A 14,199-nucleotide genomic window follows, 5' to 3' on the forward strand; every position below is an offset into this window, starting at 1 on the left:
TTGGCTAAAGTTCGGCAATTCAAATGACTAAAGTTCGGTATGAAATTCGTTATGACGGCATTTACGAACTGCCGCAGGAGCCGCAGCTCAGCCGCAGCGCCCCCACGTAACAGGCCAATCAGATATCAAGTCCGATGAGCAGCATCAACGAAACGGCCTACCCCCAACTGAGTTCGGAGATTGTCGAGAAAGAGCTGCTCGCTTTTTTTACGCCGACGCAGCAGGAACTTGGCTTCATTGCTGACGCATACCGCAGGACCACGACCCAGGCATTGATCGCCATCCAGCTCAAGGTGCTGCAGCGACTGGGCTATTTCATCACGCTCGTCAATGTCCCCAGGAACATCATTGAGCATGTCTGCAAGCACCTGCGCATCCCGGCGTTCCAGTCTCATTTATTGCGGAACTACGATTCGTCTGGCAGTAAGTCGATCCACCAGCGCCTGCTGCGGGAATATGTTGGGGTTCGTACTTTGGGTTCTGAGGGGCAGGCCTGGCTGGATGAGCAAGCATCCAAGGCAGCCAAGACCAAACAGGAGTTGCCAGACATCATCAATGTGCTTCTGGAGGAATTGCTCCATCACCGTTACGAATTGCCCGGCTTCGTGACATTGTCGCGCGCTGCAAACCGAGCCAGAACCAAGGTAAACGATGACATACACCGCCAAATCACGTCCACGCTGAATGACCAGCAACGTGGGCAAATTGATCGTCTGTTCATGACGCAAGCAGGGCGCAGCCAATGGGAACAGCTCAAACGCGAGCCCAAGCAACCAAATGTTCGAGAGGTTGTGAGCTTTCTGACGCATATTGAAGCCGTCCGCAAATTGGCCGACAGTCTGCCCAAGCCCGAGGATATCCCGGTCTCCAAGAGAACACAGTTCGTGCTCGAAGCCAGGGCCCTGAATGTGCGCGAGATGATGGCACTCAAGCCAATAAAGCGCTATGCACTGGCCGTCTTGCTCATTCACGCTCAGCTGCAAAAAGCCGTTGATGACATCGCGGATATCTTTATTCGATCCGTACGCAATATGCACAACGTTTCGCGGGAGCGTCTGAAAGAGTATCAGCTGGAACATGTCGCACAAGGGGAGTTGTTGATTGCACAGTTTCGCGACATGCTGACGGTCTTTGACGATGAAGCAGATGAGCCTGAATGCATTCAAAAAATGCGCACCGTGCTGGGCGATGATCCGGTCAAATGGATTGAGCGCTGCGATGAGCACATTGCTTTTGCTGGCAACAATTACTACCCCTTCATGCTCCAGCCATACCGCAGCAAACGGGCCTTGCTGTTCCAGTGCCTGGATGCGATGAAACTGAAGTCTTCGTCGACGGACGATAGTCTGTTAAGGGCCATCGCATGGGTTGCGCAATTTCGCTCCAGTCACAAGGAACACATACCTGCAAGCGTCGGGGCAGATTCAGTCAACCTTGATTGGCTGGTTGACAAGAAGTGGCGAACCTTAATTGAGGGCAAAGGTGCCCAACTCGGTCTGATGCATCGCAAGTATCTTGAGCTGTGCATATTTTCCCATGTGATGGAGGAACTGAAATCTGGTGACTTATATGTCCAAAACAGTGACCAGTTCGACGACTACCGGGAACACCTGGTGAGCTGGACGCAGTTCGAGGCGGAGGTGGCTGATTACGCAAGCATGGTTGGGCTACCGGTCGAGGGCGATGCACTTGTGACACAGCTCAAACAGCAGATGCTCGATGTCTCACAACGAGTGGATGATCGTTTCCCAGACAATGACCATGTTGCAATCACAGAGGCGGGCCTGCTTATTCGACGCACCGAAAGAGCGCCACCCCCAGAAGGCTTGCCCGAGATCGACCACGCCATCACGAATTCGATGGCCACCGCCAGCATCTTGGATGTCCTGACCGAGACAGAACGCTGGCTGGACTTACATAAACTTTTCGGGCCACTCTCTGGTTTCGAGGGCAAGGTGGATGATCCACGCAAGCGTTTTCTAACCACCTTGTTTTGCTATGGCTGCAACCTCGGGCCGACGCAGACGGCTCTATCTGTGAAGGGCCTTTCCAGAAAACAGGTTGCCTGGCTAAACCTGCACCACGTCACAGAAGAGCGGCTGGATAAGGCCATCTTCAAGGTGGTCAATGCCTACAACCGCTTTTCTCTGCCTCAGTATTGGGGAACAGGCAAAAGCGCATCGGCGGACGGCACCAAATGGAATGTTTATGAGCAAAACCTCATGTCCGAATACCATTTGCGCTATGGCGGCTACGGTGGGATTGGCTATTACCACGTGTCTGACATGTACATTGCGCTGTTTGGCAACTTCATCCCTTGTGGGGTATATGAGGCTGTCTACATTCTTGATGGTCTGGTCAAGAATGAGTCAGATATCCAGCCGGACATTTTGCACGGTGATACTCAGGCGCAGAGTGCGCCCGTGTTTGGGCTATCGCATTTGCTTGGCATAAAACTCATGCCCCGCATTCGCAACATCAAAGAATTGGTTTTCTTCAAGGCAGAGCCGACGATCCAATACCAGCACATTCAAAGCTTGTTTCGTGGCAACATCGACTGGGATTTGATCGCAGTTCACTACCGGGATATGTTGCGGGTGGCGGTGTCAATCAAGCTGGGCAAAATCACGCCGTCCATGATCCTGCGTAGATTGGGAACCTTCAGTCGGAAAAATAAGCTGTATTTCGCTTTCCGAGAACTTGGCCGGGCCATCCGTACAGTTTTCCTGCTCAATTACATCAACGACTTGGAGTTGCGTGCTCCTCTTTTAGCTGGAAACCACGCGCGTAGCGTTCGGCCTGGGGAATCTTGCCGGCCACATTGGTATTGATGCGCTTTGCTTCAACTGCGGCGACGGGCGTGAGGCCTGCAAACAGCAGGTAGTCGGCGCTTTGCTGCCCTAGTGTGGGCCATTCGGAAATGGCTTTGTTCTTGTTGCGCTCTGGTCGCGCACCTTTGGCGTGAGTTTGGTGGACGGTGTCTGCCTCCCATCCGGCATCGGTCAACATTTGATCGATGACGAGCCGGGTGGCGGCTTCATTCATGACCACCTTTTTTGCCGCATCGGCGGCGCGCTCTGAGAAGGCCTTTAGGGAGGCCGCATTGCTGGCCTCGTCCGCAGTGGACGTTGTGGTACCAGTTGCGTGCTTGTTGTCGAACTCGGCCTTGAGCAGGGCATATCGCTCGCTGGCCTCGGTGGCCAAAGCCTCGAAGATTTCCTTTTCTTCCTGTGCCCGGCGCGCCATCTCTCGCTCTTGATCAGCCTGGGCTTCGAGCAGACGGGCCAATTCCGCTTGGGCCGACTGGCTGATTTGAGCCTGTTGCAGGTCGCGGTTCAGTTGAGCAATTTGCTGTTGTAGCGTTGCGAGCTTCTGGCTCGGGTTGTCAGGCAAGATGAACGCGCCGGGTTTAAAGTCCGGCTGGGAGCCAAAGCTGCGATGAAACCATACGGCGAGTTCGCGCGCTATCTTGAGCGCTTCCATACCTTCGGGGTAACCGATGTCGTGCTGGACCTGGTGAGCCGCGGCGTTGCCACGCTGTCTCAGCAAGTGAAACATCTGGCGAATTTGTGGGTCCAGATTCAGACGACTGTCCACCGCTCGAAATAGCTCGGCTTGCGTGGGCTGTTGCAAATGCACGCCGACACGGTTGGCCATCTCCAGCGTCAATGCCTCTGCCAGTAGCCGCAACTTGAGCACTGAGCTCGCTGGGTCATATGGAAAAAGGCGCTCTGCGGTGGCGCCCAGATCGGCCAGCAGTGGGGAGTAACCTGCGAGAAAACTGAAGTTGCTGCTCATCCCTATGTATTTCTGGTTGTTTGCCCTAGTTTAGAGCTATTGCCTGCCGTCGATACTGATTTAACGACTCCTGTTAGTGGCGGTCTGAAAGCGCGCAAAAATGGCGGGTGAGCGCGGTTTTCAATTGTCAGGCGCAGAAATTCGATGTCAGCAATGGAACAAAAAATGGACCCGCAAGCAAGCTCTAGCGTCCCGTGGCTTCGCATCGCGGAGCCAGATGCGGGAAGGCAAGTGCTTTTGACGCCTCTCTGTTGGTGCCGACGCTGATTTGAGCCGCCCGCCGGGTATGCAGGGAGCCAGTTGGATGGATCAAGGCGTCAAGACTGAGACCGTTCTCCTGACTTCTTCGATGGCTCAATTGACGGTCGGCACGTGGCTCAAATCGGGGGTGGCGGCAACATGTTCCCTCAGTGATCTGGCTTTTGGCGGCGGTCGGCCTATTTTCAATAGCTGAAGTGCTGATTCTTCCGGTGGCAGAAATTCAGGTGAGTCGACTGGCACCGGCTGACTGCGGTGGTGCCTATTTCGGAGCCTTCAACTCCGCATTCGGTCTTGGTGGTTCTCCTAGTCAACAGCTTTGGACTTGTCAGTGTATGTCTAAGCCCTTGCGCCTTCGGACCGCTGCTCACACCGATTAATGCGTGCAGTCGGCAGTTCAAACCGCAATGATTGATTTGTCAATTTGTCGACGGGGGTGTTAAGTAGCGAGTGGCAATAGCTCCTTCCAGATACGGTTTCGTAAACCGTAACATGCAGCTCCGTCGCATCGGGTTCTTGAGCGTTCCAGATCTTGACCAACTCGTCCATGGCCCAACCCTGGCTTCCATTGACATGTCCAGGCGTAACGATGTAAGCGGATTTAACAGACAAATCCGGATTGTCCAGAGCCAAGAAATGAGCAACCTGGTCAAGGTTTGACAGAAGCAATGTCCTTCCGAACTCAACAGGCTCGGCATCATTGCGATCTACGACTTGCAACGCCATCAGAAACCAAATTTGATGCAAAGCCAACTCGGTAGAGGTCCAATAGGAGTCGCCAACCTCGCCGAAAATCTTATGGATAGGGGACAGAGATGTGTCGTTGGTTATGAACATGATAGTCAGTAAATGAACACTATAGATTGTAGTCCTTTAGTGTGCATTGCTAGCTAATCGTGTCCTCATGAATGATGCACACAACCACAACAACATTGCAATGGCCATCAAAACCGCTCGACGTACGAAAGGCATGAGTCAGGAAGATTTCAGCCTGGTATCGAGCAGAACATATTTGAGCACTCTTGAGAGAGGATTGAAGTCGCCCACACTGAATAAGCTTGATGAACTAGCGACTGCACTTGGCATCCATCCGTTGACGCTGCTGACAATGGCGTACCTAAACAATAATCTTCCCGCATCAATAGCAGCCCTTTTATCTAAGGTGGAAGCGGAACTGACAGTGTTGCGGCGGGAGAAACCAGACTAGCTAATCTGCGCATTTCTGTTGATGGTTTTGGTGAAGTTGGACGCGGAGGCTGGAATCCGCCATTCAACTAACCCCCGGCGCTCCGCGCCGACCCCTCTACACGATGGGTAACAGCCATGTTTAACAGAAGAACGGCAACACATCCGTTACGGCCTGCGGCCTACATGGGCTGCGCCCATCGGAATCCTTGCTCGCAGGCTAAACCCTGTTGTCCGGGTTGTTCGGCGTGCCAGTGACTTGGTCAATACTTCGCTGTCGCCCACCACAATGACCAACTCTCGTGACCTGGTGATCGCTGTGTAGATCCACTCCCGCGTCACTAAGCGTGAAGACTCAACGACGATGACAACTGCCTGCGAACCACTGCCTTGCGCCCTGTGACAAGTGATTGCATAGGCCAATTCAATGTCAGCCTCTGCTGCTTGGGGCAAGCTCCTGGGTTCTCGCTCACCGTCCCATCGGATTGCCACTTCAGGACCCGCGATTGAGTCGACGACACCAAGGAGCCCGTTGAACAGGCCTTCTTGGTATCTGTTCGCCGTTGCCACCACTGGGTCACCGACCGCTACGGTTGCCAGTGGCCCAAGCCTTCTGGTTGGGGTGGTGGTGCTTCTCGCTTCCAGTGACTCACTCTCGTTGATGGCCTCGACTGTCGCTTTTCTTGCCGCAATCACCATCAGCTCACTTTTGCCACGCAATTGCCTTTGAACGCTTTCTAACTCCCCAAAAGGTACCAAAAACACCCCCTTGGCCTGTCCAGTCCAGGAGTCTAGTACGGGAGTTTGCCCTTGTCGTACCAGTGCGGCCACCTTTGGGATGTCGCTGTCGGCGGCCTGTCGCAGAACCTGCGTGAGCCTTGCCACGCGGGACCCTTCCGCCACGACATCATGGAAGACCCTACCGATTCCGACGGGGGGTAGTTGTCCCTCATCGCCAGCGAACAGCAGCCTTGCACCTTGAGGCATGAGACTGAGCAGTTTGTGCAGACTGGGAGTGTCCAGCATTCCGGCCTCGTCCACTACCAGCAATGACTTGGAGGTGAAGTCCACATCGGAGGTTGGCCTCTTGAAAGCAGGATTTTCAGCTTGCAAGCCTTGACGCTGTGCCATGCCAATCAACCGTGCAATGGTGTACGCAAGGCGAGGGCGTGCCGAAGTGGATGCGCCTTTGGACAGGGTGAGGGCTGCCTTGCCAGCCAGTGCACCCATCACCACATCACCACCAAGGCGCTCCCAGGCCGTAGCCAAAACCTTCATCACTGTGGTTTTGCCAACGCCAGCGCCACCTTGTAGGGCCGCCACAGGAAGCGTCAACAACAGCACGACGGCGGCATGTTGCTCGGCGGTCAGGGTCAAACCGGTTTCCAGTTCAGCGTCATAAACCAATGATTCCAACGCCTGCCCAGAGGGAATTGGTACGGTCGGACTGGTGTTCTCAATGGACAACAAGGCAGACACAACTTGATCCTCAAGCCACGCTGCACCAGGAGCCCTTAGCAAGGCACCTATTCGACGCAAGGAGCTGTTTTCTTCAGCCAGACGAAGGGTTGTGTCTGGATCGACCCCGCGGTTGGCTAACAAGTCTTTGACGGTTTCCTCAGTGGCTGCGGTGTCGCCCTCGCTCAGCAACTCCCGCCACACACTGTTCAAGGCACCCGCCAGTCGGTTTGGATGACAGTGCAGGTCCGCACCCTCGTTAGCAGCTCTGAGCAACCGTTGCCCAATTCGATCTGCAGGCTTCCAATCCATCAGGCACGCTGGCACATAGGGGTTTCGTTTGAGCCGATCCACAGCATCGAATCCGGCCATGAAACGCCAGATTTGACCGGCGACCCTTGATTCCTGCATTCCCATGGTTTCCAGGAAGGTGAGGAATTCAACCTCCGTAGATCGGATCTTGTCGGCCCCGGCTTGGGTGGCAACAGCAGCATAGAGTTGCGCGGTGATCTTTGCAGCCAATGCCGGTTTGGTCGGTTCGATCAGTTTGGCGACTTCGGATGCACGCCCCATGTCACTTAGTACGGTCTGCAGGTCATGACCAAAGGCTGCAATCAGGCGGTCGGCGCGGGTCTCTCCAATATTGGGTAATCGCTCCAGCCATGGGCGAAGTAGGGCTCCTGGGGTCACCACTCGGCGCATGTGCTTACTGTCGATCTGCACAACGGTTTTACCGAACTTGTCACGATGATGACCCAAGAGGCCCCTGACATGGAAGGTGTCACCTGGCAGGGATTGAGTGTCGGCACCGGCAAACTTGACCCGAATGGGCTGACCGTCACTAAGGCGACCAGAGAAGATGCAACCCCGCTCCAACTGGGACAACACCTTCTCCACCACCACGGTGTCATCAAAGTCGTATGAAGACTGCCTCAATCTACAACTCCCACCATCATTCCCGAATGGATCATCTCAAGCTGGGCCTTGAGGCGCATGTTCTGCGCCTTGAGGGTTTCGATTTCCAGAACAGCGTCTTTCAACTTTTCAAGGAGTTCACCGGTTGCCGATTGGGCTTCGACCGCCGCTTGGGCGTTAGCCTTGGCAGATTGGGCCTGGCGTACCAGACGCTCCTTAAGTGCTTTGTCGCTGGCGTCCACCAATAGCCGAGAACCAATGGGCAGCAAGCCCTGGCCTTCGGCCACCAGGTTGATCAGGCTGGTCAGTTCCAGTCGTTCGTAGAGGTACTTTTCTTGGGTCTGCTTGAGGTCAATGGCCTGGGCCAGAGCGCGGACGTTGACTTTGCCGTCTGGCGTGGCGGGCAAGGTGGGGGCACGCTGTTCCTCTGGCACGGCTAGGAAGGCTACCTGCATACGTTCAAGGTACTCCTCTAGGGCTGCCTTAACGGTGGGGATGACGGACGGGCGGGGCATCAGCGGTTGCCTTTCGGGAAGGGAGTGATCTTGCTGGGCGCACCGGCGCGCATCTGTTCCAACATTCGCTCGTATTTATGCTTCAACTCCGCCAATGCCTTCTCCGCGTCTTGCAACTGCACCTTGGCATCTTGCAGATCCAGTTCGGTGGCAATGTGGGCGTCCTGCAAGGCAAGGTATTTATGGCGCCAGTCCTCAGAGCGCTCAAAGACCGAGCGCTGCACCTTCTTGCGCCCGACGATTTGAGTCTTCTTGAGCGACTCGACCCAAGCTTTGACGTTCTTGCCAAGTTCCTTCTGCTTCGGGGAGAATAGGGTGGTCTCCGAGATTTTGGCGCGCCTCGACACCTCGTTCATACTCACTGCACCCCCGTTTTCGGGATAGATGCCCTTGTTGGCAGCCATCTCCTTTTGGATGGCCACCATCGCCTCACGAACTCTGGCTTCTACCCCTGCGGTTCGTGCCTCGCCGCGCAGTCGTGCGGCCTCTTTGTGTGTGTCGCTCATGTGGCGGCTCCCAGAATTGCCTGCACTTCGGGTTTTGCACGCCACTGTGCACCAATATCGTCGTAGCGCTTGAGTTCCTGTTCCAACTGTTTCTTGTCGCGCGCTAAAGGGAGCCAATCGTTGTTGGCGATGTTTTCTTGCGCGTGCTGCACCAGAATGGGTATGACACGCTCGGTGTCTCGCCGTCCCGTTTTATCCTCAATGTGGTTGCGGCATTCCGTCTGGCAGTTTCCAGCCACGATCGCGCCTTTCTTCAAACTACACAGGCCGACTTCACCTGCAGTCTTGGTGCAGACGACGTGGGCGCTGATGAGCCGGGCACTCTCCCCATTATTGGTCAACAGTACCGAGAGTTCTCGGGCGGTATTGACACCCCATTCTTCTCCGGCGCGATGCAGTTCTTCCTCATAGGCACGCACAGAGTCCGCCAGTACCGGAGCGCCGCCGCCGCCATGGCCACCATATGGAAGACTTTTGGGATCATGAAGGGCTGCGAGCATGTCTTTAATCAATACCTCCCCACGTATGATCCGCAATTCACGCGTGATGTCATCGACCTCCTTGGCAAAGGCTGGATTGGCTTGCATATAGCCCAGAGTAGTGGTGACATCATCATGACCGAGCAGCAGCATCAACACCTTCTGGCTGCCGTCGATGGCTAAACCAGCGAGACGTGCCTGCGTCTTGCGGAAGCGGTGCGGGTGCAGGTTCTTGCCGCCGGGCTTGGGGGTCATGCCGATGCGCCTAGCGAGTGTTTGAAGGCATCTGCCATATCCCTTGAGTTTGTCTGTCGCGTCTGAGTTAGTACTCGAGCCCAGCGATGCCCACATATGGGTGCTATCCCCTACGAGATCAGTCAGCTCAACGGAATTTCCTATGATATGAGCCAGGCGCTCGCTGGCCTCAACGAGTTTCACTTGCTGCGCCAACACATCCACCATGAAGTCTGGCATCGGCCATTCGCGTTCCGTCCCAGCGAGGGCGCGCGAGGCTTTGTAAGTCTTCCCGTTGGCGTAGGGCTGACCATCCTTAGCGAACTCGATGCAATTGCGCCGCAGCGTGGCCACTTCACCAATGCGCGCGGCCATTACTAACAGTGTCATCCAGAGGTGCGCGCTTTGAAGGGTCACTGATAAATTTTGGATGCTGTGCAAATGTCTAGGCGGCCACTCGGAGGGGTTGTGTTGCGCAGGGTCGTTGCGCATGTGCATTCCCTTATTGCTGCCATGCTGTAGATTAAAGGGCGTTGCCATGATGGTCTGCCCGTGCCTGTCGTGCCAGACGTTTGTACTGAAGTAACTAACGATACGGCTGTTAATGATGGATAAGGTACATTTACGCGTCGGCAGTAATGTTGGCAGCGTTTCGAGCAGATGGATAAGGTTAGGCCCGAGGTCTTTGATAAGCCACAGTACACGAGGACCTATCGCCGCTAGGTAATCATCAGGTATTGCGGGAAAAGGAATCTCTTTACGCTTGGATGCGCGCGGGCGCGGTGCGCCACGCACAGCAGTTGTCTTACCCTTGAAACTTCGCTGTATTGGCGCATCCGACCAAAGATCGTAACCCTGCAACTGCGTCAACCGCATCAGTTCTGGGCGCAAATAATCGTCTGCCCACCATACCCTTAAATCCTCTGACGTTAAGACGCTTGCAAAACCCGTGCTGGAGTTGCCAGGAGTTGCCAGTCGCAGGGATATCCCTCGCGCGACAATGTTGGCTAAGCTGCTAAAAAGGTTTCCGCATAGGGAGGTTACATCCAGCGGCTTTGCCTTGGCTCGGCGGCCGACTCCTGCCGGACCCATGCGCATCAGCAGAGCTATGCGTGTTAACCATAGCGTGCCTTCATCCATAAGCGCTTCTAGTGAAGGCGAGGTTGGTGTTTTCTTAGGCAGATAAGCGGTGATGCGTCTGCGGAAGTCAATGCGTCGGTAAGTTAGATTCAAATGCGGAATCATTTCCTCTACCGTTTCCCATATGCCATATGTATCACCGTGCCCAAGGATCTTTTGGCAACTCAGAGCGCTTTGTTTGTCCAGGTGCTGTAGGCTCTCCAGCGGGAATAAAGCCTGCGCCAAGCCACGGGATTGGACCTGATCGAGGGAGGACGGCAATGGCAATTTTTCGGGTGCGTTCATACCAATTCCAATAGGACAGGTGAGGAGGCCAAGGGCAGGCCGGGAACGAAGTGCTGTCCAGCTGCTATCGCCTGCGCCCATTTCTTGCGTGCTGCCAAGCCTTGGTTTAGGTCGAACTTGCGCAGGGCGGCGAGGTTGTTCTTGAGTTCAATGTCATACTGTTCTTCGATCCAAGTTTCTATGGGAAGGAAACCCTGCAACGCCTTCAGTTCCTCGGCCCGCATCGCGATTCCGTCCAACGATTCGGGGAGCAGCACCGCGTGCTCAAGGCACAGCATGCATCGCTGGACATCACAGGGTTCGTTTGCAGTAGCTTTGAGGTGAGCCGGGGGGTGGGCAGCATCCTTACATGCTACCTTCATGCGGCTCTTTGGCAGGGTGCGTGCTTGAGCAAGAAGATTTTCCTGTTCAGGCGTAAGCTTCCCGTAGCGGTACAAATGAGCGAGGATGGTTAGATCGATCCGGCCCATCTCCAGTTCACCCACCAGAATGTGGAGGAATCGCCGCGCGGCGTCGCTGGCCTCCTGGTTGAGAATGTTGGTGTTCGTATAACCTCTGGTTGTGCCCAACCGAGCATGATTAAGTGCTCTTTTGACATGGAGCATGTTGCCGTTGCCCTTGCGGTACACATAGTCAGCAAACCATACCCTGAAATCGCGCGGCCGCACTTGGTGAATCGGCACCAGGGGTACTGCCTTATTCGTTGCTCGCTGAGCGTTTAGCAAGTGCACAATTTGATCCGTGAAATATACCTGTTTGCCATCAACTGATGCACTTTTGCTGCTTTTATTAGAAATCCAATCTATGCCTCCTGATCGGTTGACATACAACCACACAGTGCAGCACCCTTGCTCCAACGTTTTGACTTGTGAAAACTGTGTCGTGCGTGCTTTGTAGTCCGCGCCCTTAATAACCATGTCCTCGTAACGGAGTTTGGCATCAGCGAGTTGCTGTTTTAGCAATTCTCGCAGTGGTTCGACACGATCCAGATAGGTCTTGATCAGGTGGCCGGGGCCATCTTGGGTCTTCCATTGACCTGTGACAACTTGTTCATTTCCGCCTGCGCGTACTTTTTCCCCGACCAGTTCGTAGGTCTGCGGGCTCAACACGAATCGTCGGTGGGAATCATTAGTGTCATCTTTGAAGTGGTTGAACAGAAATTTCTTGGTGACGTCCAGCGTGTTGAGCGTTGACGGGTTCCAGCCTGTGTTCAAGAGACACAAGTGCCACACGGCATCCGCATCTTGGTGGCTTGGATAAATTGTTTCTCGCAAAGTTATAAGTTGGAACCCACGAGAATTGAGATTTACGGTGCTCTGCCCCTCCTGCAACTCATCTGCAGTCGGCAGCAACTTTCCGGTTTGGTTCTGGATTTTCCGCATGTGCTTCACATGCCGATACAGATTGGCTTCGCTAGGGTCTTCTGGTTCCTCGTCAGTTTGACTGAGTCGGTCACATGTCACCCAACGCTCCAGCGCACTTCGGCATGCTCGCTTTATTGCAAAGCGCAATGCTCTGCGTTGCTCTTCCGGCGGGATGTGCTTTTGAGTTTGAGTCTCTTCGGGGGATTCCCAAAACGTCGAGCGGCCACCGAGTGCCACTCGGGAAACGTCCAACAATGCGCGAAATCCGCAAAAGTTGTGGCGATCCATGCGGCTGCGGTGTGCAAACTCGCTATGAACATTGGTTACGAGTCGGACATCCTCGACCCGTGTCATGGAATGACCAATTTTTGCTGCTTCTGCCTCCACGGCATCGAGGACACGCCACCAACTGCGCAGCATTGTGAAGTAATGTTCTACCGATGGTTTCGATAACCACAGCACGTTTTCTTCAATGGTGGGTGCCAGTTGGCGGATGAGTTGCGGTCGACCAGAGAAAGGGATGAATTTTTTCCCTCCCGTGTGCTGCCTTTGTGCTTGTCCTGTGGCGAAGGGATGCAAGTTGACTTCGCAGGGTTCCTTTTCATGTTGCGTCCAAAACACCAGTGGATCATCGGACTCAGGGGCATTGAGTCTGACCGGAGTTGCCAGCGTAACGCCAGCGTGCTCCATCATGTGGTCCTTGTTGTACGTCCGAATGCTCATTGGTTGTCCTCCGCGTCAATATCCTCTTCAATGAGCTGCTGCATATAGTTTTCATGGAAATTCAGGTTCACGCCCAGTCGGTCCGACACCCACTGCAGGTAGATCATGGTGGTCTCGCGCGAGACGTGCCTGAGTTGGCGCTGGATCGTCTTTTCGATGAAGCCCTCAATGTCTAGCGCCAGAATCTTGAGCACCGAAGGGTCAGCCTTGTTTTTTATGGCGCTTTCAACCAAAGCCTTTTGCCCTTCCAGGTGCTTCCACAACATGCTGCAGGCCCAGAAATCCCGCGCCAAGTGGGGTGACCAGCCGCGGGGACGTTTGGCGCTTTTACTCCTCCAGAAATCGTAAATATTCTGCCCGGTGTAGCGCTCACCAGTGGCGGGATTGAGGAATAGATGGACCGCGCTGTCACGCATTGCTTCCGCCTCACGGACATTGTTTGCGTTACGCAGGCGGGTCGTCAGCGCCTTTAGGCGACCTTTTTTATAGTAATCGTGAAGCTTGCGCGCCATTGGCATCGGCAGAAGGATGTCTCCCTCGGGTCCAATTTTGTCTCCATGGTCTTTACCGAAGTCTCCCCCCTTGGTCTCATACCGCAGCTTGACGCACACTGCCTGATGTTCCTCCGGCCTGTCTTTGTTGACGATATCCCAGTTTTTGCGGTCACGTGGCAGGGTGTCAATGCGCCAAGCAGCGGCTTCGGCCCGGCGTATTGCGGTTTCGAGGATGAGTTCAGCAATTAGGCCTTCAACTTCGCATCTTTCACGGACTCGCGTCAGCCATGCGCCAATTACCTTTTCATCCGGAAACCCAAGCCGACGCTTGCTTTCCCTGACTTTTCCGCGTCGCGCCTCCACAGTCTTGGTCATCTGGGCTCCGCTGCTCTCACGACTTTCGACCGTGACTGACCTGCGCACCTTTGGGATATGAAATGGTTCGCGCAGCCCTTTGTCAACCGCCCACTGCAAGAACATACAAGCAACTTCAACCCGAACGTTGACTGTTTTTGCAGCCAGTCCAGTGTTGTCTCGGGACCAACTACCCGTGCTCATTTCGCCCTGGTAGGCCTGGATCAAGTCGATTTTGTAGTTAGCCGTAAGGGGGTCTTTCCCACGGGCGTGGCAATACTCAAGGTAGTTCGCGAGCCAGTGCGCGTAGTTGTGCATGGTGGCTTTGGTCGGCGGCATGGTTGATGCCTGCTCAAGCCCGCGTGTCCCGGCACTCCACTCACCTAAACCAATATCAATTAGAAATTGATTGGCGATCCGGTGATAGCCGGGACGGGTATCCATGATGAAGGGGAGGTGGGCGACTTGCCCGAAACCTCTTCCCTCAAGGA

The 14,199-nt window shown here is 54.7% G+C and carries 9 protein-coding genes and 1 pseudogene; 2 read left to right on the top strand and 8 right to left on the bottom strand.

The window, feature by feature from the left end:
- Positions 1 to 134 precede the first annotated feature (134 nt).
- Positions 135 to 2,783, top strand: a pseudogene (locus FDG13_RS08990) (Tn3 family transposase); the annotation flags it as partial.
- On the opposite strand, the gene FDG13_RS08995 reads toward FDG13_RS08990, so the two are convergent.
- Positions 2,740 to 3,798: a DUF4145 domain-containing protein gene (locus tag FDG13_RS08995; RefSeq protein ID WP_180126873.1), complete on the bottom strand. Its 1,059-nt coding sequence runs from the start codon at positions 3,796 to 3,798 to the stop codon at positions 2,740 to 2,742. The pseudogene FDG13_RS08990 and the gene FDG13_RS08995 overlap by 44 nt on opposite strands.
- 597 nt (positions 3,799 to 4,395) lie before the next feature.
- A complete protein-coding gene (locus tag FDG13_RS09000; protein ID WP_180126875.1) occupies positions 4,396 to 4,893 on the bottom strand; it encodes a hypothetical protein in 498 nt (165 codons plus the stop codon).
- A gap of 67 nt (positions 4,894 to 4,960) precedes the next feature.
- On the opposite strand from FDG13_RS09000, the gene FDG13_RS09005 reads away from it, so the two are divergent.
- Positions 4,961 to 5,263, top strand: coding sequence for a helix-turn-helix domain-containing protein (locus FDG13_RS09005; protein WP_180126877.1), 303 nt, complete (start codon positions 4,961 to 4,963; stop codon positions 5,261 to 5,263).
- Positions 5,264 to 5,409: 146 nt separating this feature from the next.
- Here the strand turns inward: FDG13_RS09005 and FDG13_RS09010 are convergent, their stop codons facing one another.
- Genes FDG13_RS09010 through FDG13_RS09035 form a run of 6 tightly spaced genes read right to left on the bottom strand, consistent with a single transcriptional unit; the run spans position 5,410 to position 14,152 of the window.
- Positions 5,410 to 7,635 (bottom strand): ATP-dependent RecD-like DNA helicase, encoded by a 2,226-nt coding sequence (locus FDG13_RS09010; RefSeq protein ID WP_180126879.1) that lies wholly within the window; start codon positions 7,633 to 7,635, stop codon positions 5,410 to 5,412.
- Positions 7,632 to 8,129: a hypothetical protein gene (locus tag FDG13_RS09015; RefSeq protein WP_180126881.1), complete on the bottom strand. Its 498-nt coding sequence runs from the start codon at positions 8,127 to 8,129 to the stop codon at positions 7,632 to 7,634. Before FDG13_RS09015 ends, FDG13_RS09010 begins: the two co-directional genes overlap by 4 nt.
- Positions 8,129 to 8,635 (bottom strand): hypothetical protein, encoded by a 507-nt coding sequence (locus FDG13_RS09020; protein WP_180126883.1) that lies wholly within the window; start codon positions 8,633 to 8,635, stop codon positions 8,129 to 8,131. Before FDG13_RS09020 ends, FDG13_RS09015 begins: the two co-directional genes overlap by 1 nt.
- The gene (locus tag FDG13_RS09025; RefSeq protein ID WP_180126885.1) at positions 8,632 to 10,773 is read right to left on the bottom strand and encodes a site-specific integrase; all 2,142 of its coding nucleotides are present in this window, start codon (positions 10,771 to 10,773) and stop codon (positions 8,632 to 8,634) included. The genes FDG13_RS09020 and FDG13_RS09025 overlap by 4 nt, the downstream gene beginning before the upstream one ends.
- Positions 10,770 to 12,860, bottom strand: a complete 2,091-nt coding sequence (locus tag FDG13_RS09030) for a hypothetical protein (protein WP_180126887.1) — start codon at positions 12,858 to 12,860, stop codon at positions 10,770 to 10,772. The genes FDG13_RS09025 and FDG13_RS09030 overlap by 4 nt, the downstream gene beginning before the upstream one ends.
- The gene (locus FDG13_RS09035) at positions 12,857 to 14,152 is read right to left on the bottom strand and encodes a hypothetical protein (RefSeq protein WP_255435176.1); all 1,296 of its coding nucleotides are present in this window, start codon (positions 14,150 to 14,152) and stop codon (positions 12,857 to 12,859) included. The genes FDG13_RS09030 and FDG13_RS09035 overlap by 4 nt, the downstream gene beginning before the upstream one ends.
- Positions 14,153 to 14,199: the final 47 nt, after the last annotated feature.

Origin of the sequence: Rhodoferax sp. BLA1 (assembly GCF_013416775.1) — a bacterium.
Classification (GTDB): domain Bacteria; phylum Pseudomonadota; class Gammaproteobacteria; order Burkholderiales; family Burkholderiaceae_C; genus Rhodoferax.

Excerpts from the sequence above, each read along its gene's own strand:
- FDG13_RS08995 (WP_180126873.1), bottom strand. The coding sequence starts at position 3,798 with ATGAGCAGCAACTTCAGTTTTCTCGCAGGTTACTCCCCACTGCTGGCC.
- FDG13_RS09000 (WP_180126875.1), bottom strand. The coding sequence starts at position 4,893 with ATGTTCATAACCAACGACACATCTCTGTCCCCTATCCATAAGATTTTC.
- FDG13_RS09005 (WP_180126877.1), top strand. The coding sequence starts at position 4,961 with ATGAATGATGCACACAACCACAACAACATTGCAATGGCCATCAAAACC.
- FDG13_RS09015 (WP_180126881.1), bottom strand. The coding sequence starts at position 8,129 with ATGCCCCGCCCGTCCGTCATCCCCACCGTTAAGGCAGCCCTAGAGGAG.
- FDG13_RS09020 (WP_180126883.1), bottom strand. The coding sequence starts at position 8,635 with ATGAGCGACACACACAAAGAGGCCGCACGACTGCGCGGCGAGGCACGA.
- FDG13_RS09025 (WP_180126885.1), bottom strand. The coding sequence starts at position 10,773 with ATGAACGCACCCGAAAAATTGCCATTGCCGTCCTCCCTCGATCAGGTC.
- FDG13_RS09030 (WP_180126887.1), bottom strand. The coding sequence starts at position 12,860 with ATGAGCATTCGGACGTACAACAAGGACCACATGATGGAGCACGCTGGC.
- FDG13_RS09035 (WP_255435176.1), bottom strand. The coding sequence starts at position 14,152 with ATGGATACCCGTCCCGGCTATCACCGGATCGCCAATCAATTTCTAATT.